Raw genomic sequence first — 19065 nt, 5'->3', positions numbered from 1 at the left:
GCGGGTCTCCCGGAACCGGCGGGTCTAGTGGCCTGCGGGGAGCGGGCGCGTCGGGCGGGTTTGGTGGTTCGCGCGGAGCGGGCTCGTCGGGCGGGTTTGGTGGTTCGCGCGGAGCGGGCTCGTCGGGCGGGTTTGGTGGTTCGCGCGGAGCGGGCTCGTCCGGTGGATATGGCGGATCGCGCGGAGCTGGATCTGGCGGAGCGGGCGCGTCCCGTGGAGTTGGTGGGTCTCGCGCGGGCGGAGCCGATGGAGCTCGCGGCCGTAGTGGATCTCGTGGCGCCGGCCCCTCCCGGACCGCCCCCACCCCGGAACTGGGTGGGGCCAGTGAAGCAGCTGGGTACGACAAGTTTTCGGACTCGTCCACAGGCGGGATCGATTGGTGGCCCAAGGGCAGTGCCCGTGGTGCCAGCGGGCGTAGCGGGGGCGACGGGTCTCGTGGCGCGGGTGGCTCGCGTGGTGCGAGCGGAGTCGGCGGCTCCCGCGGCGGGAGCGGATCGCGCGCTGCGAGCGCTGGCGACGGGTCTCGTGGCGCAGGTGGATCGCGTGGTACGAGCGCGGGCGACGGGTCTCGTGGCGCGGGTGGATCGCGTGGTGCGGGCGGAGTCGGCGGCTCCCGTGGCGGTAGCAGATCGCGCGGTGCGAGCGAAGCCGGCGTAAATGGATCGCGCGCTGCGAGCGCGGGCGACGGGTCTCGTGGCGCGGGTGGTTCGCGTGGTGCCAGCGGAGTCGGCGGAACTGGATCGCGTGGTGCGAGCGGAGTCGGCGGAAGTGGATCTCGCGGTGCGAGCGGAGTCGGCGGAAGTGGATCTCGCGGTGCCGGCCCCTCCCGGACCGCCCCCACCCCGGAACTGGGTGGGGCCAGTGAAGCAGCCGGGTACGACAGTTTTTCGGAGTCGTCCACAGGCGGAGCGCGCGAGCCGGGCGGCGCTGACGGCCGTGACCGGGACTCGGGGGCGGCCCAGGCGCGGCCCGAGTCGGTGGAGAGCCAGGAGCGGGCCGGGTCGGGCGGGACGGCGGACACGCGTACCGGAAGAGAGCGGAAGGTTCACCGGCACAAGGAAGCGTCGGTGGCGGCGACCGACGATGGGGTTTATCGTGCCGGGTTCGCGTGCTTTGTCGGGCGGCCCAACGCCGGCAAGTCGACGCTGACCAATGCGATCGTCGGGCAGAAGATCGCGATCACGTCGAGTAAGCCGCAGACGACGCGGCATGTGATCCGGGGGGTTCTGCACCGGGAGAACGCTCAGCTTGTGCTCGTCGATACGCCAGGTCTGCACCGGCCCCGGACGCTGCTCGGGGAGCGGCTCAACGATCTCGTGCGGGAGGCGTGGAGCGAGGTCGACGTGATCGGGGTGTGTTTTCCGGCCGACGAGCCGGTGGGGCGGGGGGACCGGTTCATCTCGTCCGAGTTGGCCGAGCTCAAGGCGACGATCGTCGCGGTTGTCACCAAGGTCGACCTGGTCGGGCCGGAGGCTCTGGCCAAGCATCTGCTGGCGGTCAGCGAGCTCTACGATTTCGCCGAGATCGTGCCGGTCAGCGCGGTTTCCGGGCATCAGGTGAACAACCTGGTCGACGTGATCATCAAGCATCTGCCGGAGTCGCCGCAGCTGTATCCGGATGATGTGCTGACCGATGAGCCGGAGCAGGTGCTGATCGCCGAGTTGATCCGGGAGGCGGCGCTCGAGGGTGTGCGCGACGAGCTGCCCCACTCGATCGCCGTGCTGGTCGAGGAGATGCAGGTCGAGGGCAACCTGACCAAGATTTACGCCGATGTCTACGTCGAGCGGGACAGCCAGAAGTCGATTGTGATCGGCTCGCGGGGGGTGCGGCTCAAGGAGGTCGGGTCGCGGGCCCGGGCCGAGATCGAGCAGCTCATCGGCACCCGGGTCTATCTCGATCTGCACGTGCGGGTCGCCAAGGAGTGGCAGCGCGACCCGCGGCAGCTCCGCAAGCTGGGCTTTTAGCGGGCGCGGACGACCAGCGGCTGGGCGACCTCGCCGATTTTGCCGGTCTGGTCGTAGAGGGTGCCGCTGGACAGCCCCAGGCCGTCGTCGGTGAGTTGGGTGACGGCGGCCAGGTGCACCCACTCGCCGTCGGCCGGGCGCATCAGCGTGGTCGTCATCGTCGGCGGGATGGACAGCCACTTGTCCATCGGGAGCACCGCGGAGAGGCCGTTCGCCGAGTCGGCCACGATCAGCGCGCGGTCCTGGCCGTTGATCTCGACGCCGTCGATCAGGGGCATCCGCACCCGGGACCAGACGTGCGCCTCGCCGGGCTCGTTGAGGTCGCCCCGGCTGGAACGCCACTCGATGGCGTGGCCGTAACCCCAGTCGCCGAACTCGGGGGCGAACTCCTGCGCCTCGCCGGGCAGCGGGTCGGCCGTGGTGCCCGGGGTCTCGGCGGGCGGGCGCGGGCCGGGCGCGATGTGCCAGGCCCGGGCGACCACGGCGACCCGGCCGTCGATGACCATGCGGGCCTCGTTGAGGTAGGTCAGCCGGCCCGGCTTGATCGTGGAGACCTCGACCCGCAGCTCGCGGCGGGGGATCGGGCCGAGGAAGTCGACCGAGATCCGGGCCAGCCGCAGGCCGTCGACGTGCAGTTGGTGGCCGAGCAGGGCGGCCGGCGGGCCGCCGTGCTGCATCGCGCTGTCCCACGGGCTCTCGGTCGCCTTGGTCGGCTCGAACCGGTCGGCGCCGTTGTCGTCCTGGCCGAGGGGCAGGTAGAAGCTCATGCCCCGATCATGCCGTGGTGTCGATGTTGATGTCTCCGCTGCTGGCCTTGACATCGAGCACATTCTTCGACGACGGGTCACTGATCAGCCCGCCGAGCGAGGTGTCGCCGGAGCGGGCCCGGTCGATGATGTCGTAGCTGCCCTCGGGCACCGAGATGTCGACGTCGCCGCTGGTCACGTCGGCGGTGATCGAGTTGGGGGTGGCCAGGCGCACCTGCACGTCGCCCGAGGTGGCCCGGATGGTGACCGCGCCGGCCGGGTCGATCGCCCGGATGTCGCCCGACGTGGCGACCGCGCTGACCGTGCCGTGGGCCCGCAGCACCTGGATGTCGCCCGAGGTCGCCCGCACCTTGACCGGACCGGTCGCGTCGGTGATCAGCATGTCGCCGGAGCTGACCTGGACGTCGGTGTCGGCCATCCCGGCGAGCTGGATGTCGCCCGAATCGAGGACGCCGCGCACCTTGACCCCGGGCGGGGTCTGGATCTCGTATGACACCGAGCAGTTGAGCCCGCACGACATGTCGAGGCTGAGGACCGACCCGGAGACGTGGTAGGACTCGCCCGGGTTGGTGGTGCGCCGGATGATCCGCTGGATCGTGGTCTCGTCGACCGCGGCCGTGGTGATTTTCACATCGCCGCCGCCGCCCGAGAGGACGATGTCGGTGATCTTCGCCTTCTCGGTGTCGTTGTAGGTCATCTTCGCCCCGAGCACCCCCGCGCACCCGGACAGGGTCGTCGCCGTGGCGGCGATCAGGGCGAGGACTCCGGCGCGCCGGACGAGTGTCGTGGTCATGGTGTCGACGCTATTGGCCGGGGGTGGGGAAGCACTATCGGAGCGACCCCGGAGATGACCCTGAGATCCGGGTCAGGGTCTGTCGTACGCGGCAGGCAGAATGGTCGGGTGCCGACCGGAAGCGGATACCGCCGCCAGCTCTACCGTGATGACGCGGTCGTGCTGCGCGTGCAGAAGCTCGGCGAGAGTGACCGCATCATCACGCTGCTGACCCGGCGGCACGGCCGGTTGCGCGCGGTCGCCCGGGGCGTGCGGCGCACGAATTCCCGGTTCGGTGCCCGGCTGGAGCCGTTCGGCCACATCGACCTGCAGCTGGCCGGCTCGCCCGAGGGGGTGGGCAGCGCGCTGCACTCGGTGAGCCAGGTCGAGGCGGTCATGCTCTACGGCGGGAAGTTCCTCGACGACTACCCGCGTTACACGGCGGCCAGCGCGATCGCCGAGACCGCCGAGCGGCTCACCCCGATCGAGCGCGAGCCCTCGCTGCGGCTGTTCCAGCTCACTCTGGGGGCGCTCAAGGCACTCGCCGCCCGGGAGCACGCGGGCAGCCTGGTGCTCGACGCCTATCTGTTGCGCGGCATGGCGGTGGCGGGCTGGGCGCCCGCGCTCACCGAGTGCGCGGTCTGCGGCACCCGGGGGCAGCACGCCGCGTTCTCGGTGCCGGCCGGCGGCGCGGTCTGTCCCGACTGCCGCCCGCCCGGGGCCGCCCACCCCAGAGCGGCCACGCTGGGTCTGATGACCGCCCTGACCGTCGGCGACTGGACAGTCGCCGACTCGGCCGACCCGCCGGTGCGCCGCGAGTGCAGCGGCCTGGTCGCCGCCCACCTGCAATGGCACATGGAGCGCGCGTTGCGCTCGCTGCCGCTTGTTGATCGACGGGAGTCCCCTTGACCAGGCCACCTACCCCGCACATCTCCGGCGCCACGCCGCCCGAGCTGCCCAAGGACGTGTTGCCCAAGCACATCGCGCTCGTGATGGACGGCAACGGGCGCTGGGCCAAGGAGCGCGGGCTCTCCCGCACCAAGGGGCATGAGCAGGGGGAATACTCGCTGTTCGACACCATCGAGGGTGCGATCGAGCTCGGCATCCCCTATCTGTCGGCGTACGCGTTCTCGACCGAGAACTGGCGGCGCTCGCCCGAGGAGGTGCGCTTCCTCATGGGCTTCAACCGCGATGTCATCCGGCGGCGCCGCGACCAGCTGGTCGACCTGGGCGTACGCGTCGTGTGGTCGGGTCGCGCGGGCCGGCTGTGGAAGAGCGTGATCTCCGAGCTGCAGACGGCCGAGGAGATGTCGAAGAAAAACTCCAAGCTGACCCTGCAGTTCTGCGTCAACTACGGCGGCCAGGCCGAGATCGCCGACGCGGCGGCCCGCATCGCGCAGGACGTGGCGGCCGGCAAGCTCAAGGCCGACAAGGTCAACGAGAAGACGATCCAGCGTTACCTCTACCACCCCGAGGTGCCCGACGTGGATCTCTTCCTGCGGCCCTCGGGGGAGCAGCGCACGTCCAACTTCATGCTCTGGCAGTCGGCCTACGCCGAGCTGATCTTCCTTGACACGCTCTGGCCCGACTTCGACCGCCGCCACTTGTGGTATGCGTGCGAGCTCTATGCCAGCCGCGACCGGCGCTTCGGCGGGGCGATCCCTAATCCGGTGCCGGTCAGCTCGTAAGGATGTCCACGGCCGCGTCCACGTCGGACAGGTCGGGCAGGACCGCGTGGGCCCCGGCCAGCACGAGCTGCGCCATGCTCGTGGTGCCGGTGGCCACGCCGACCGCGAAAGCGCCGTTGGCCAGGGCGGCGGTGATGTCGTGCACGGTGTCGCCGATGACGACCGGGCGGAACGTCTCGCCGTATTTGGCCTCGGCCCGCTCGAGGCTGCGGCGGACCAGGATGGCGCGCACGCTGTCGTCGGTGCCGTAGCCGCCGACTTCGGTGTCGAACGCGGCGGCCAGGTCGAAGGCGGCCACCTTGGCCTCGGCGACCTCGGGCACGTTGCCGGTGACCAGGGTCTGGACGACGTCGGGGTCGGCGCGCAGGCGCGCCAGCACATCGCGTACGCCCGGCAGCAGCGAGCCCTGCTCGCCGAATTCGTGGCGGCAGGCCTGGATCTTCTCGACGTAGCGGACGAAGAACCTCTCCGGCGTGCAGTCGGTGACCCCGTGGGTGGCGAAGACCTCGATGCAGATGTCCATGTCGGTGCGGCCGCCGAAGATCGGGTTTCCTCGCCACGCGACGCCGGTGAGTTCGGTGAACGCCGCCTGCCAGGCTCGCGCGGCGACCCCGCCGCCGCGCAGCAGCGTGTAGTCGATGTCCCACATGACGAGGCGTCTCACTCGGTCAGCGCCCGTTCTATGTGCTCCACCTTGGAGGTCAGCGCGTCGGTGACGCCCGGGCGGATGTCGGCCTTGAGGCTGACGCTGACCCGGGGCGCGTGCGCGGCGACCGCGTCGACCGCCTGTTTGACGACGGCCATCACCTCGTCCCACTCGCCCTCGATCGTGGTGAACATCGCGTCGGTGCGGTTGGGCAGGCCGGACGCCCGCACCACCCGGACCGCCTCGGCCACCAGGTCGCCCACCGAGTCACCGGCGCCGAGCGGCGTTACTGAGAATGCAACCAGCATCGATCCATCGTCCCAGCACGTGGCCGCGCGCCTCCTGAGAGCGCTCTCACGGCATCATGCCAGGATTTGACGGTTCTGAGGCTTGGGAAAAGGGGGAATCTGGGGAATCGTCGAATCAGGGCACAGCGCAGATCTAAGCCACAAGGGTGCCCATGCGCGTTATTCCGCCGACAATAAACAACTTAACAGCGATCCGGCCAAATCGGAATCGGGCGGCCGGGGGAGTGCGCGGGATGCGCGGCGCTACTAGCTTGGCGCGGGTGATTAACGAGGGGATCACTGCCGCAGCCGCCGGGACCTGGAAGCTCGGCGGCCAGACCATCCATCGCATGGGCTTCGGCTCGATGCGGCTCACCGTCAACCCCGACCCGGCCGTCGCCGTCCGGGTCCTGCGGCGGGCCGTCGAGCTCGGAGTCGATCACATCGACACCGCCGCCTTCTACCGGTCGCCGGGCGGCATCCTCGCTGGTCAGGCCGGCGAGCAGGCACGCTACGCGACCGAGCTCATCCGGGAGGCGCTCTGGCCGTATCCGAAAGAGTTGCTGATCGCCACCAAGGTCGGGCCGGGCGTGAGTCCGACCGGCGAATGGGAGGCGGCGGTGACGCCGGCCCAGCTGCGCCGGCAGGTCGAGGAGAATCTGCGCCGGCTCAGGGTCGACCGGCTCGACGTGGTCAACTTGCGCATCGTGAAAAGGCCGGGGCACGACTCGGTCGCCGAGCGGTTCGCCGCGCTCGCCGCCATGCGCGACGAGGGGCTGATCCGGCATCTCGGACTCTCCAACGTGCGTCTCGACCACGTGCTGGAGGCGACCGCGATCGCGCCGGTCGTCTGCGTGCAGAACAGCTATGCGATCGACATCCGGCGCGACGACGACCTGGTGCAGGCGTGCGCCGACCGCGGCATCGCGTTCGTGCCGTTCTTCGCGATCGCCGGCCCGGGCCGGGAGGACGGGGCCGGCGAAAACCACGACGAGGCGGTGCGGAAGGTGGCGGCTGACCATGGGGTCACCCCCCATCAGGTACGCCTGGCGTGGACGCTCCACCAGGGACGCAACGTTCTCGCGATCCCGGGCACGGGCAGCGTCGAGCATCTGGAGGAGAACGTCGCGGCCGGTGCGCTCCGGCTCGGGCGGGACGATCTGGCCCGTCTGTCCCCGCGGGGCTTCCGCTAGGCCCGCAGGATTGACGCCAGATCACCGGCCAGCCGGGTCGCCGCCTCGATCTCGGCCTTGCGGATCGACACGCTCTCCACGTGGAAGCCGTGCGGCAGGCCCAGACTCTCGCAGAACGCCTGCAGGTCGCGGGCCATCGCCAGGCACTCACGATAGGAGTCGGCGAGCGGGTCGGCCGAGTGGCGCAACTCGTTCTCCAGCCAGCCCGGCACGTCGACGCCGAGCCACTGGAGGAACTCGAGCGTCTTGGCCGACCCGCACAACGACAGCGTAAAGATGATCGGACGGGGTGCGACGCCGCGCTCCTGGCAGGCGTAGAAGTAGTCGGAGACCAGGTTCTTCGTCTCGTTGAGGTCGTAGATGACCTGCGAGATGAAGAACGTGCAGCCACGCTCCTGTTTGGTCAGCATGCGCAGGTGCTCGTCGCCGCTGCGGGCGTGCCGCTCGCCGATCACGACGGCGCCGAGCGGCAGGTCGGGCCGCACCTCGTCGCGCAGGGCCTGGGCCCGGCGCAGATCGGTGCGGACCGGCTTGCCGCCCGAGGAGGCGCCGACGAAGACGCCGAGCACGCGGTCGGTGTCGGCGTCGTCGAGCCAGGCCCGCAGCTCCTCCTCGGCGTATTTGCCGACGCAGCGGTAGACCACCACCGCGCGGTCCCACTCGCCGAGGTAGTCGGTGTGGAATGCGGCCGGGTCCATCGTCGGCAGGTAGGGGAACGGGCGCTCCTGCGGGTTGCGGTCGGACTCGTCGTCGATGTCATAGAGGATCAGGCCGTCGAGGTCGAGCTGGGACAACCGGCCGAGAGTCACCTCGGCGATCTCCCTGATCCGCTCGGGCGTCGCGCTGCGTCGAGGGGGCGTGATGCCGAAAAGCAGCATCCCGCCCTGGGCATCGGCGAGCATCTTTTGCAGAGGGGGGCGTTCCACGGGGCACACCCTACGATGAGACGGCCGACTTCTCAGTCCAAGTTTCTCCGCGGTCAAAGTAAAAGGTCTGACCGGCCGAGAGCAAAAGCCGACGTCAGGGCCGGAAAGACGGCAGGAAGGGCTAGATCGACATCTGCCTGGCCGTTTCTTGTCATACCCGGACGGTTGAACCCGCTCAGCCGATGACGGGGTGGAAGAAGCCGAGGGCGATCGCGGTCGTGAGGGCGGCCGCGGCCAGGGCGACGGCGCCGATCAGCAGGGCGGTGTCGCCGGCCGTGAAGTGCTGGCGGCGGGCGAAGGTGCGCGGGGTGCCCGAGTCGAAGCCGCGGGCGTCCATCGCCACGGCCAGGCGGGTGCCGCGGCGCAGGGCGCCGACCAGCAGGGCGAACGCGGTCGAGACGAAGAGCCTCAGGCGGGCGAGCGGGTTGCGGCCGGCGTCGACGCCGCGGGCCCGGCGGGCCAGGGTGAGCATCTGCCACTCCTCGCCGAGCAGGGGGAGCAGGCGGAAGGCGGCCAGCGCGCCGATCGCGAAGCGGGCCGGGGCCCGGGCGTTCTGCACCAGGGCGTCGGCCAGGTCGGTCGGGTCGGTGGTGGCGAAGACGATCACGCCGGGCAGGGCGACCGCGAAGATCCGCAGAATCAGGCCGAGGGTGACGACCAGCACGCCGGTGGTGACGTCGAACGGGCCCAGCTCGACCAGGAGCCGGCCCGAGCGGTCGGCCGAGAACAGCACCATCGTGACCAGGATCCCGGCCGCGGCCAGGGTCAGGGGCCAGGCGCGGCGCAGCAGGGCGCCGTAGCGGAGCCCGAAGAACGGCAGCAGCGCCAGCTCGACCAGCAGGCCGAGCGCGGGCGTCAGCGGGTCGAGCGTGGCGATCAGCGGCAGCGAGAAGAGCAGCGCGGCGCCCAGCTTGGCGACCGGGTTGCGGCGGGCCAAGGGCGCCGCCGGGTCGGCGATCTGCTGCACGGCGAAACTCACGGCCGCGCCTTTCGCGCGGCCGCGGCGGTACGCGCCACCGCGCGCCACCCGCACGCGCGGCGCCCGGCGTGCGCGACTCGCACGCCACAGTGGCGTCCCGGCGTGGGTTCGGCGCCTCGGCCGGACACCCACCCGGCGGTGCGGCCCTCGGTAGCGGAGGTCGGCCGGATCATGGGCGTCGCCGGTGGGGGAGTGGCGCGTGGTCGGGCAGGCGCGGGACGCCCAGGGCGAGGGTGCGGTCGGCGAGGGTCTGGACGAAGGCGTCGTCGTGGGTGACGGCGATCACGGCGTGGCCCTCGTCGCGGAGGGCGGCCAGGAGAGTGACCAGTTCGATCCAGGTGCGGCGGTCCTGGCCGAAGGTCGGCTCGTCGAGGATCAGCAGGCGCGGGGCGGTGGCCAGCGCGGTCGCCACGCTCAGCCGGCGGGCCTCGCCGCCCGACAACGTGTACGGGTTGGCGGCCGCCAGCCGGGTCAAATGCAGGCGGGACAGCAGGGTGTCCACCGTGGCCGCCACCGCCGCCGCCGAGTGGCCCAGGCGGCGGGGGCCCAGCGCCAGCTCGTCGGCGACGCGGGTGGTGACGAACTGGTGCTCGGGGTTCTGGAAGACCGAACCGATGCGGCCGGTCAGCGTGGTCGCCCGCCACTTGTGGGGCGGCCGCGGGTCGCCGAAAGCGGAAACGGCCCCGCCGGAAGGGGCCAGCAGGCCGCCCAGCGCCAGGGCCAGAGTCGACTTGCCGGCGCCGTTCGGGCCGGTCACCGCCAGGACCTCCCCGGACGAGGTCGAGAGCGACACCGCGGACAGCCGCTGGGCGACTGTCAACTCGTCCGCGCGTACCAGAGGAGCGCCCGCCGCCGCGGCGGCCTTGACCGGCGGGAACGTGAATCCCGGCACCCAGACGCCCGCCTCGGCCAACTGGTCGCCGTAGGCGGCGAAGACCACCTCGGGCGCGCCGTCGGCGCGGATCCCGCCTCCGGGCGACAGCACCACCACCCGGTCGACCAGCGGCAACGCCTCGGCGACCCGGTGCTCGACGATGATCGACGTGGAGCCGGAGCCGACCGCGCGGCCGATCGCCTCCCGCACCAGCGAGGCGCCCGCCGGGTCGAGGTTGGCCGTCGGCTCGTCGAGCAGCAGCAGGCCGGGGCGCATCGCCAGCACCCCGGCCAGCGCCAGGCGCTGCGCCTCGCCGCCGGAGAGGGCGGCGGTCGGCCGGTTGATCGGGTACGGGAAGCCGACGCGGTCGAGGGCGTCGCTGACCCGGGGCCAGATGTCGGCCTCGCGGACTCCCCGGTTCTCCAGGCCGAACGCGACGTCGTCGCCGCTGCGGGCCATCACCAGCTGGGTCTGCGGGTCCTGGAAGAGGATGCCGACGCGTTCGCGGGCCTTGCGCGGGTCGAGGCCGTCGACCTCGACCGTTCCTTCCGATTCGCCGGAGTCGTCGGGCAGCAGGCCGGCCAGCGCGGCGAGCAGGGTGCTCTTGCCGGCCCCGGAGGGCCCGAGCAGCAGCACCCGCTCGCCGTGCGCGATTTCCAGGTCGACGTCGCGGATCGCCCAGGCCCGGCGGCCGGCGTGCCGCCACCCGAACCCGCGAAGTACGACCTCGCTCATCTCAGACCAGCGCCCGCTCCCGGCCCGCCGCGAAGCGGTCCAGGACGCCGGTCTGCGCGAGTGCCTTGACCAGGGCGACGCTGCCCAGGCCGGCGACCACCAGCGACGACGCCGCGGTGATCAGGATGTACGGGATCCGCATGTTCGCCCACGACGTGTCCGGGTACCAGACGAACGCGTCGTAGATCGAGGCGACCAGCCCGGCCAGCACGCCCGCGAGCAGCGCGACCGGGAGCCGCCACGCCTTGTAGAGGAACAGCGCGAACGCCAGCTCACCGCCCAGGGACTCGAGCGGGCCCTGCACGGCGATGGTCCAGCCCCAGCTCGTGCCGATCGCGACCGAGACCAGCGAGGCCAGGGTGAGGGTGTAGAACGCGGCGCCCGGCTTGCGGACGATCAGCGCGCCGAGGACGGCCGGCACGAGCCACATCCCGTAGATGGCGGCCCGTCCGGGTAGGGGGATGGCGTCGGCCGGGCCGTTCCACAGCAGGTTCCAGGCCCAGAAGATGACGCCGAACGCGACCGCGATGATCGACGCGATCACGATGTCGATGGTTCGCCAACGGTTGTTCATAGTTCGCCTCCCAGCGGGTACCGGGAGGAGACGCACGCTTCTTGAGAAACGGAGAATGACCGAACTTCCTGCGCTGGCATTACCCAGATCAGGTTCGAGGGTCTGCGGGCCTTGTCGGCTCGCACTCTCAGCGCTGTGCGCTCCCCTGTCGGATTGCAATTGCATTAGTTTCGATGACGCTAACACCGTCTGACGTGTTGGGACAGCGAGGGAGTGATCACATGCGGGTGGCGACGACGCGCCGGGAGATCAAGGCGCGCGGGCTGACCTTCGACGTCTTCGAGGGCGGCCCGGCCGACGGGCAGCCGGTCCTGCTGCTGCACGGCTTCCCGCAGGACCACCGCGAGTTCGACCCGGTCCTGCCCCGGCTGCACGCGGCCGGTCTCCGCACGTACGCCCTCGATCAGCGCGGGTATTCGCCCGGCGCGCGCCCGGCGGCGGTGGGTGACTACCGCCTGGCCGAGCCGACCGCCGACGCGGTCGCCGTGATCGAGGCGCTCGGCCTCGAATCGGCCCACCTGGCCGGGCACGACTGGGGTGCGCAGGTGGCGTGGCTGGTGGCCGGGCAGCACCCGGAGCGCGTGCGCTCGCTGACCGCGATCTCGGTGCCCCACCCTCGCGCGCTCGGTCTCGCTCTTCGCGTACGCCCGACCCAGCGCGCCCGCTTCGTCTACCAGGCCTTCTTCCGGTCGCCGGGGGCCGAACGGCTGCTGCTGGCGGGCGGTGGCGCCCTGCTCAAGGTCATGATGAGCGCGATCGGGGAGCGGGCGGCGCTCTACGCCGACGCGATGCGCGAGCCGGGCCGGCTGACCGGCGGGCTGAACTGGTATCGGGCGCTCAGCCCCAAGGCCCTGAAGGGCATGGGCGTGATCACGGTGCCGACGACCTACGTCTGGAGCGACCACGACCCGGTCTTCCGGATCACCGCCGCTCTCCGGACCGCCGACTGGGTGCAGGCCGACTATCAGTTGGTCGCGATGCGCGACATCGGACACTGGGTGCCCGAGCAGGCCCCGAAGGCGACCGCCGACGCGATCATCCGGCGAGTGACCGGGCGGGCTTGAGACCGAGGCGCCGCAGCTCGAGAGCGGCCAGCGCGTCGACCGCCTCCGGGTCGCCGTTGCGCCAGCTCTGCGCGATGTCGGGGCCGAGCCGGGCCAGCTGGTCGAGCGGCTGGCCGGCCAGCGCGCGCAGGGCGAGCAGGTCGCGGCCGGCCGGGGCATCCCGCACGCTCGTCGCCACCCCGGCCCGGCGGATCCAGCGCAGGCGCAGCGGCAGCCAGAGGAACAGCACCAGCGCCAGCGGCACGGCGACCGCGGCCAGCGCCACGATCACCGACATCCGGCCGACGATCTGCTGTTGCTGCTGCCCGGCGTCGGCCAGCGAACGGGCCGCGTCGGCCGCGCCTTTGAACGGCTTGACCAGCTGATCGCCGACCAGCGGCACCCGGCCGACCTTGCCGCCGGCGTCGTTGAGGTTGTCGGCCAGGCCGGTGCCGGCGCTCTGCAGCTTTTCGCCGGGCACGCCGAGTTTCTGGACCATGTCGTGAACCCAGAGGCCGGCGCGAATCCAGAGATAGACCCAGACGACGACCACGAGATCGGTGATCAGCTGGCGGAGGGCGGTGGGGACGCGGTCGGCATAGAGCTTCACCGAGTCAGCGTCCCATGGGGAGCGAACTAGCGCTTGCCCGCGCAGTCCGGGCAGGTTCCGAAGATCTCCATGGTGTGGGAGACGTCGACGAAGCCGTGCTGGGCGGCGACCCGGTCGGCCCACGACTCGACCGCCGGCCCCTCCACCTCGACCGCGTTGCCGCAGGCCCGGCAGACCAGGTGGTGATGGTGGCTCTGGCTGCAACGGCGGTAGAGGTGCTCGCCGCCGGGCGGGCGCATCACGTCGATCTCGCCCGCCTCGGCCAGGCCCTGCAGGGTGCGATAGACCGTGGTCAGGCCGACCCGTTCGCCCCGCTCACGGAGCTTGGCGTGCAGCTCCTGGGCACTGTTGAACCCCTCGGTGTCGGCCAGGGCGGCGCTCACGGCGCTGCGCTGTTTGGTGTTGCGTTCCCCGCTCATTGGCGTACTACCTCCCTCGCGTGGCTGACCGCGTCGGCGACGATGTGGGCGACGTGGTCGTCCACCAGCGAGTATGCGATCTCCCGGCCCCGGCGCGCACCTCGCACCACCCCGGCGCCGCGCAGCACCCGAAGGTGTTGCGACACCAGGGGCTGCGGGGCGCCCAGCTTCTCGACCAGTTCGTGCACACAGCGTTCGCCGAGACCCAGCTCGGCGACGATGGCGACCCGGATCGGTGCCGACAGGGCGCGCAACAGCTCGCCGGCCGACTCGTACGCCTCGTAACCCGTTGTCGTCGTCATCGCTCAGACCTTCTGCAGGACCACATCGGGCGGTTCCACCTCATGGTGCGGGTTGCCGCGCCGCCGCAGCATCCGCCAGGTCACCGAGCCGACCGAGATCGCCACGAAGACGGCCAGGGCCAGGATCACCGTGGTGGCGCCGGGCGCGGTGTCGATCTCGGCCGACACCACCACGCCGGAGCCGGCCGCTCCGAAGCCGATCACCATGGCCGCCGTCATGGTGCTGAGGAAACCGCGGGTGACCTGCTGCGCGGCGGCCACCGGCACCACCATCAGGGCGGAGACCAGGAGCAGACCTACGGTCCGCATCGCGATGGTCACGGTCACCGCGGCGGTCACGGCCATCAGCAGATTGAGCGTACGCACGGGGAGGCCGCTCACCCGCGCGTATTCCTCGTCGTTGCAGACCGCGAACAGGGCCGGCCGGAACACCGTCATCGCGGCCAGCACGAGCACCCCGAGGACGCCGATGACCACGATGTCCTGCGGCGACGTCGTGACCAGCGAACCGAACAGGTACTGCATGAGGTTGGCGTTGCTGGAGTCGTTGGACAACCCGACCAGCACCACGCCGCCCGCGATGCCGCCGTAGAAGAGCAGCGCCAGCGCCAGGTCGCCCGAGGTGCGGCCGCGCTGCCGGATCAGCTCGACGCCGACCGCCCCGATCACCGAGACGATCACCGCCGCGATCACCGGCGAGCGGTGCAGCAGCAGGCCGATGCCGACGCCGGTCAGCGCCACGTGGCCGATGCCGTCGCCGATCAGAGAGAGCCGGCGCTGCACCAGGTAGACCCCGAGCGAGGGCGCGGCCAGGCCGATGATCAGCGCGCCGGCCAGGGCGCGGAGCATGAAGTCGTACTCGAAGAGGTCCATTCAGCCGGCCGCCATCCGGTCGGTCGGTGCCCACTCGCAGATGCCGGCCTTGACGTTGTCGGCGTGCGGATGAACGTGGTCGTGGCCGGGCATGGCGTGGTGGCCGGCCGGTTCGGGCGCGGGCCCCTCGTAGGCGATGCGGCCGTCGTGCACCACGACGGCCCGGTCGATCAGCGGCTGGAGCGGGCCCAGTTCGTGCGCGACCAGCAGGATCGTGCCGCCGCCGGCCTGGAACCGGCCCAGCGCGGCGGCGAACGCCTCCTGGCTGGCCGCGTCGACCCCGGCGGTCGGCTCGTCGAGCACGAGCAGGTCGGGCCGGCCGGCCAGGGCCCGGGCGATCAGCGTGCGCTGCTGCTGCCCGCCGGACAGCGTCGAGACGGGATCGTTGATGCGGTCGAGCAGGCCGACGTCGGTCAGCGCCTCGCGTACGGCGGTCTTGTCGGCCGCTCCCGGCGGCCGGAAGATTCCCCTGCGGGCCAGCCGGCCCGAGGCCACCACCTCGCCGACCGTGGCCGGTACGCCGCCGCCGGCCCCCAGGCGCTGCGGCACGTAACCGACCCGGGCCCACTGCTTGAACCGGCGCAGGCCGGTGCCGAACAGTTCGATGTCGCCGCGGCCGATCGGCACCAGGCCGAGCACCGTGCGGATCAGGGTCGACTTGCCGGAGCCGTTGGCCCCGAGGATCGCGACCACCTCGCCGGGGTGCACGCGCAGGGTGATGTCGTGCAGCACCTCCCGGCCCTCGTAGCCGGCGGCGAGATGGCTGACGTTGACGACGCTCATGAGCACCCCAGGGCGGTACGCAGTGTGGCCAGGTTGTCGCGCATGACGGAGAAGTAGTCGGCGCCGCGCTCGGTCAGTCCCTCGAGCGGGTCGAGCACGGCGGTGCGGGCGCCCACCTCGCGGGCGACGGTTTCGGCGACCTTGGGGCTGACCAGGGTCTCGAAGAAGATCGTGGTGGTGCCGGTGGCCCTGGCCTGGGCGGCGATGCGGCCCATCCGGCGCGGGGACGGCTCGGCCTCGGGCGAGATGCCGGTGATGCCGATCTGGGTGAGACCGTAGCGGGTGGCCAGGTAGTTGAAGGCGCTGTGGCTGGTGACGATCTCGTGCCGGGTGCACTGGCGCAGGCCGGCGGCCATTTCGGTGTTGAGCGCGTCGAGTTCGCCGTGCACCTGGGCGGCCCGGGCGGTGTAGCCGGCGGCGTGGGCCGGGTCGGCCTGGGCGAAGCGGGCGCCGAGCCGGTCGGCGATGGTCGCGAAGCGGACCGGGTCGAGCCAGACGTGCGGGTCCATGCCGCCGCCGGCGGTCTCGGGGTGGTCGGCGCCCGGCTCGGGCTTGCCGTCGGTGCCGTCGGCCAGCGGGAGCAGCGGCACCACCTGGGAGGCGTCGAACGCGCGGCCCTTCGCCTCCTGGGCCACCGCGTCGTCGACCGCGGGCTGGAAACCTCGCAGGTAGGCCACGACGCCGGCGTCGGCGATGGTGCCGACCTGGCGCGGGTTGAGCTCGACGTCGTGCGGCTCGGCGCCCGGCTTGGTGAGGTCGGTGACGTGCACGCCGGGGCCGCCGATGCGCTCGCTGAGGAACTCGAGCGGGTAGAAGGCGGTGACGACATTCAGGACGCCGGCCGCCGACGCTCGCGCGGTGCAGCCGGCCAGGGCCAGGACGGCCAGGGCGGCGGCGAGCACTCGGATCGGCATATCACTACTCTTGCCGATAATGACAATGATTGTCAAAATCGCATGAGTCACAGCACCTTGCTGATGAGGAGCAGGACCAGCACGCCGAGCAGGATCATCCGCACCGCCCGGATCCGCGCCGGCTGAACCGGCCACGTGGCCACGGTCAGCGCGATCAACGCCGCGGCGAGCACGCCGAGCACGGCCGCGCCGACGATGCCGGGCAGAAACAGGCCCAGCAGCATGAGCGCGAGCGCGCCCAGGAACGCGCGGGCCGGAGGGACCCGGGAAAGCCGGTGCAAGAGGTCGTCGCTGGGGGCCACGCGGCACTCCTTAAGCTCATCAGCATGCTCGTGCTCAACCGCTTCGTCGTCACACCGGAAACGCAGGACGGCTTCGTCACGCGGGCCCATGCCGCGCTTGCCGCCCTGGCCGAACGCCCCGGTTATCTCTCCGGCCGGCTCACCCGCGCGCTCGACGACCCCACCTACTGGACGCTGGTCACCGAGTGGGAGTCGGTCGGAGCCTACCGGCGCGCCCTGGGCGGATTCGACGTCAAGGTGCAGGCCACTCCACTGCTCTCGGAATCGATCGACGAGCCCTCGGCGTACGAGACGCTCGCCGCCGCCGAACCCGGCGGCGAGGTCGTCGTGACGGCCAGCGACCGGGCCGCCGAACCGTGGCGCTGACAACTAGGCTGTGCGCATGACCTCGGCGCCACCCACATACCAGGGCTACCAGCCGCACCCGGGCTACCAGCCCTACCCGAGCGCCACGCCGGCCGTGCCGCCGCCCCCGCCGGGCCCCGGCGTGCAGCCGCCCTTCCCGGCCCCGCCGGTCGAGGGCAAGGGCAAGCGCATCGGGTGGACTCTGGGCATCGGGGCCGCCGTGCTGCTGCTGATCTGCGGCGGCGGCGCGGCCGCGGTCTTCGGCCTGGCCACCTCGGCCCAGAGCGCGCTGCAGGAGCAGACCCACAAGGTCGTCTCGGCCTACCTGGACGCCCTGGTCGCCCAGCGCTATGACAAGGCATATGAGCAGTTGTGCGCCGAGGCCAAGCAGCAGGAGTCCCCGGCCGAATACCGGGTGCGGGTGTCCGGCATGGAGCCGATCGTCGGCTACCGCCTGGAAAAACTCGACCTGATCAATTTCGCGGTGCCGGTCGACGCGACCTACGACACCGGCGACACCGGTCAGCTGCTGGCGTACCTGGGGCAAAACCAGAGCACGGGCGCTTTCGAGGTGTGCGACCTCGGGGAGTAATCTCGCTGTTTGTCCTGATCACGCTTTTCCTATGTCCCCGCCGGCATCCAGCCGGCGTAGGAGGAACATGCCCGCCGACCGTATCGATTCGGTTGTCAGCCTGGCCAAGCGCCGTGGCTTCGTCTTCCCCTCCAGCGAGATCTACGGAGGCACCCGCTCGGCCTGGGACTACGGTCCGCTGGGCGTGGAGCTGAAGGAGAACGTCCGCCGGCAGTGGTGGCGCACGATGGTGCAGCAGCGAGACGACATCGTCGGCCTCGACTCCGCCGTCATCCTGGCCCGTGACGTGTGGGTCGCCTCCGGCCACGTCGACGCGTTCACCGACCCGCTGACCGAGTGCCAGTCCTGCCACAAGCGCTTCCGGGCCGACCACCTCGAAGAGGCTTACGAGGCGAAGCACGGCTCGCCGCCGTCCTCGCTGCAGGAGCTCAACTGCCCCAACTGCGGCAACAAGGGCACGTTCACCGAGCCGAAGAACTTCAACGGGCTGATGAAGACCTACCTGGGCCCGACCGACAGCGCCGAAGGCCTGCATTACCTGCGGCCCGAGACCGCCCAGGGCATCTTCATCAACTACAACAACGTCGCGACCGCGGCCCGCAAGAAGCCGCCGTTCGGCATCGCCCAGGTCGGCAAGAGCTTCCGCAACGAGATCACGCCGGGCAACTTCATCTTCCGCACGCGCGAGTTCGAGCAGATGGAGATGGAGTTCTTCGTCGAGCCGGGCACCGACGAGAAGTGGCACGAGTACTGGCTGCAGGAGCGCTGGAACTGGTACCGCGACCTCGGCCTCTCGGAGTCCAACCTGCGGTTCTTCGAGCACCCGGCGGAGAAGCGGTCGTTCTACTCCTCGCGCACGGTCGACATCGAATACCGCTTCATGTTCGGCGGCACCGAGTTCGCCGAGCTGGAGGGCATCGCCAACCGCACCAACTACGACCTGAGCACCCACTCCAAGCAGTCCGGCGTCGACCTGTCGTACTTCGACCAGGAAAAGCAGGAACGCTGGGTGCCGTACGTGATCGAGCCCGCGGCCGGCCTCACCCGGGCCGTGCTGGCGTTCCTCCTCGAGGCCTACGACGAGGACGAGGCCCCCAACACCAAGGGCGGCGTCGACAAGCGCACGGTCATGCGGTTCGACCCGCGGCTGGCCCCGGTCAAGGTCGCGGTGCTGCCGCTCTCACGCAACCCGGAGCTGTCGCCGAAGGCCCGCGAGCTGGCGGCCAACCTCCGCAAGCGCTGGATCGTCGAGTTCGACGACTCGCAGGCGATCGGCCGGCGCTACCGCCGGCAGGACGAGATCGGCACGCCGTTCTGCGTCACCGTCGACTTCGACACGCTGACCGACAACGCGGTCACCGTGCGCGACCGCGACACGATGAAGCAGGAGCGGGTGTCGCTCGACCAGATCGAGTCGTACCTGCTTTCCCGCTTGCCTGGCTGCTGACGGTTGAGGCGGGTTCACGCATTGATGAGC

23 protein-coding genes and 1 riboswitch are annotated in these 19065 nt (G+C 71.1%); of the genes, 8 read left to right on the top strand and 15 right to left on the bottom strand.

What is annotated here, in order from left to right:
- Positions 1-1067 precede the first annotated feature (1067 nt).
- A complete protein-coding gene (gene era / locus AB0M88_RS10505; protein WP_364098572.1) occupies positions 1068-1964 on the top strand; it encodes a GTPase Era in 897 nt (298 codons plus the stop codon).
- On the opposite strand, the gene AB0M88_RS10500 is transcribed toward era, so the two are convergent.
- Positions 1961-2731: a thioesterase family protein gene (locus AB0M88_RS10500; RefSeq protein WP_364098570.1), complete on the bottom strand. Its 771-nt coding sequence runs from the start codon at positions 2729-2731 to the stop codon at positions 1961-1963. The genes era and AB0M88_RS10500 overlap by 4 nt on opposite strands.
- A gap of 7 nt (positions 2732-2738) precedes the next feature.
- Positions 2739-3524, bottom strand: coding sequence for a DUF4097 family beta strand repeat-containing protein (locus AB0M88_RS10495; RefSeq protein WP_364098567.1), 786 nt, complete (start codon positions 3522-3524; stop codon positions 2739-2741).
- Positions 3525-3632: 108 nt separating this feature from the next.
- On the opposite strand from AB0M88_RS10495, the gene recO reads away from it, so the two are divergent.
- Together recO and AB0M88_RS10485 are read left to right on the top strand one after the other, a co-directional pair.
- Positions 3633-4412 carry a DNA repair protein RecO gene (gene recO, locus AB0M88_RS10490; RefSeq protein WP_364098564.1) on the top strand — a complete coding sequence of 260 codons (780 nt, stop codon included), beginning with the start codon at positions 3633-3635 and terminating at the stop codon, positions 4410-4412.
- Positions 4409-5191, top strand: a complete 783-nt coding sequence (locus AB0M88_RS10485; RefSeq protein ID WP_364098561.1) for an isoprenyl transferase — start codon at positions 4409-4411, stop codon at positions 5189-5191. The genes recO and AB0M88_RS10485 overlap by 4 nt, the downstream gene beginning before the upstream one ends.
- On the opposite strand, the gene AB0M88_RS10480 is transcribed toward AB0M88_RS10485, so the two are convergent.
- Both AB0M88_RS10480 and AB0M88_RS10475 read right to left on the bottom strand, forming a co-directional pair.
- The gene (locus tag AB0M88_RS10480) at positions 5181-5855 is read right to left on the bottom strand and encodes an HAD family hydrolase (protein ID WP_364098556.1); all 675 of its coding nucleotides are present in this window, start codon (positions 5853-5855) and stop codon (positions 5181-5183) included. The genes AB0M88_RS10485 and AB0M88_RS10480 overlap by 11 nt on opposite strands.
- Positions 5852-6145 (bottom strand): MTH1187 family thiamine-binding protein, encoded by a 294-nt coding sequence (locus AB0M88_RS10475; RefSeq protein ID WP_364098550.1) that lies wholly within the window; start codon positions 6143-6145, stop codon positions 5852-5854. Before AB0M88_RS10475 ends, AB0M88_RS10480 begins: the two co-directional genes overlap by 4 nt.
- A 260-nt stretch (positions 6146-6405) precedes the next feature.
- On the opposite strand from AB0M88_RS10475, the gene AB0M88_RS10470 reads away from it, so the two are divergent.
- Entirely contained in the window at positions 6406-7317 is a 912-nt protein-coding gene (locus tag AB0M88_RS10470; RefSeq protein ID WP_364098548.1) for an aldo/keto reductase, read from the top strand.
- Here the strand turns inward: AB0M88_RS10470 and AB0M88_RS10465 are convergent.
- From AB0M88_RS10465 to AB0M88_RS10450, 4 genes are all read right to left on the bottom strand, one after another.
- Complete coding sequence (locus AB0M88_RS10465; protein ID WP_364098546.1) at positions 7314-8243, bottom strand: 5,10-methylenetetrahydrofolate reductase; 930 nt, start codon at positions 8241-8243, stop codon at positions 7314-7316. The genes AB0M88_RS10470 and AB0M88_RS10465 overlap by 4 nt on opposite strands.
- 175 nt (positions 8244-8418) lie before the next feature.
- Entirely contained in the window at positions 8419-9222 is an 804-nt protein-coding gene (locus tag AB0M88_RS10460) for an energy-coupling factor transporter transmembrane component T (protein ID WP_364098543.1), read from the bottom strand.
- 169 nt (positions 9223-9391) lie between these two features.
- Positions 9392-10831 (bottom strand): ABC transporter ATP-binding protein, encoded by a 1440-nt coding sequence (locus AB0M88_RS10455; protein ID WP_364098540.1) that lies wholly within the window; start codon positions 10829-10831, stop codon positions 9392-9394.
- Position 10832: 1 nt separating this feature from the next.
- A complete protein-coding gene (locus AB0M88_RS10450; protein ID WP_364098538.1) occupies positions 10833-11405 on the bottom strand; it encodes an ECF transporter S component in 573 nt (190 codons plus the stop codon).
- Positions 11406-11452: 47 nt separating this feature from the next.
- A riboswitch (TPP riboswitch) is annotated at positions 11453-11562 on the bottom strand.
- 64 nt (positions 11563-11626) lie between these two features.
- Between AB0M88_RS10450 and AB0M88_RS10445 the strand changes: the two genes are divergently transcribed.
- The gene (locus AB0M88_RS10445; protein ID WP_364098535.1) at positions 11627-12469 is read left to right on the top strand and encodes an alpha/beta hydrolase; all 843 of its coding nucleotides are present in this window, start codon (positions 11627-11629) and stop codon (positions 12467-12469) included.
- Here the strand turns inward: AB0M88_RS10445 and AB0M88_RS10440 are convergent.
- Genes AB0M88_RS10440 through AB0M88_RS10410 form a run of 7 tightly spaced genes read right to left on the bottom strand, consistent with a single transcriptional unit; the run spans position 12441 to position 16651 of the window.
- Entirely contained in the window at positions 12441-13058 is a 618-nt protein-coding gene (locus tag AB0M88_RS10440; protein ID WP_364098532.1) for a hypothetical protein, read from the bottom strand. The genes AB0M88_RS10445 and AB0M88_RS10440 overlap by 29 nt on opposite strands.
- A gap of 26 nt (positions 13059-13084) precedes the next feature.
- Entirely contained in the window at positions 13085-13477 is a 393-nt protein-coding gene (locus AB0M88_RS10435) for a Fur family transcriptional regulator (protein WP_364098529.1), read from the bottom strand.
- Positions 13474-13779, bottom strand: coding sequence for a metalloregulator ArsR/SmtB family transcription factor (locus AB0M88_RS10430; RefSeq protein WP_364098526.1), 306 nt, complete (start codon positions 13777-13779; stop codon positions 13474-13476). The genes AB0M88_RS10435 and AB0M88_RS10430 overlap by 4 nt, the downstream gene beginning before the upstream one ends.
- 3 nt (positions 13780-13782) lie before the next feature.
- Positions 13783-14652: a metal ABC transporter permease gene (locus tag AB0M88_RS10425; RefSeq protein WP_364098523.1), complete on the bottom strand. Its 870-nt coding sequence runs from the start codon at positions 14650-14652 to the stop codon at positions 13783-13785.
- A complete protein-coding gene (locus AB0M88_RS10420; protein ID WP_364098520.1) occupies positions 14653-15441 on the bottom strand; it encodes a metal ABC transporter ATP-binding protein in 789 nt (262 codons plus the stop codon).
- Positions 15432-16349 carry a metal ABC transporter substrate-binding protein gene (locus AB0M88_RS10415; RefSeq protein WP_364098517.1) on the bottom strand — a complete coding sequence of 306 codons (918 nt, stop codon included), beginning with the start codon at positions 16347-16349 and terminating at the stop codon, positions 15432-15434. Before AB0M88_RS10415 ends, AB0M88_RS10420 begins: the two co-directional genes overlap by 10 nt.
- Positions 16350-16396: 47 nt before the next feature.
- Positions 16397-16651, bottom strand: a complete 255-nt coding sequence (locus tag AB0M88_RS10410) for a DUF6703 family protein (RefSeq protein WP_364098515.1) — start codon at positions 16649-16651, stop codon at positions 16397-16399.
- A gap of 24 nt (positions 16652-16675) precedes the next feature.
- Between AB0M88_RS10410 and AB0M88_RS10405 the strand changes: the two genes are divergently transcribed.
- From AB0M88_RS10405 to AB0M88_RS10395, 3 genes are all read left to right on the top strand, one after another.
- Positions 16676-17017, top strand: a complete 342-nt coding sequence (locus tag AB0M88_RS10405; protein WP_364098512.1) for an antibiotic biosynthesis monooxygenase family protein — start codon at positions 16676-16678, stop codon at positions 17015-17017.
- A 16-nt stretch (positions 17018-17033) separates the two neighbouring features.
- Positions 17034-17588, top strand: coding sequence for a hypothetical protein (locus AB0M88_RS10400; protein WP_364098509.1), 555 nt, complete (start codon positions 17034-17036; stop codon positions 17586-17588).
- A gap of 67 nt (positions 17589-17655) precedes the next feature.
- Positions 17656-19035 carry a glycine--tRNA ligase gene (locus AB0M88_RS10395; RefSeq protein WP_364098506.1) on the top strand — a complete coding sequence of 460 codons (1380 nt, stop codon included), beginning with the start codon at positions 17656-17658 and terminating at the stop codon, positions 19033-19035.
- Positions 19036-19065: the final 30 nt, after the last annotated feature.

The sequence above is a fragment of the Actinoplanes sp. NPDC051411 genome (genome assembly GCF_040682075.1).
GTDB lineage: Bacteria > Actinomycetota > Actinomycetes > Mycobacteriales > Micromonosporaceae > Actinoplanes.
The sequence above is the reverse complement of the archived record's forward strand: the minus strand, read 5'-3'. Positions and strand labels throughout refer to the sequence as shown.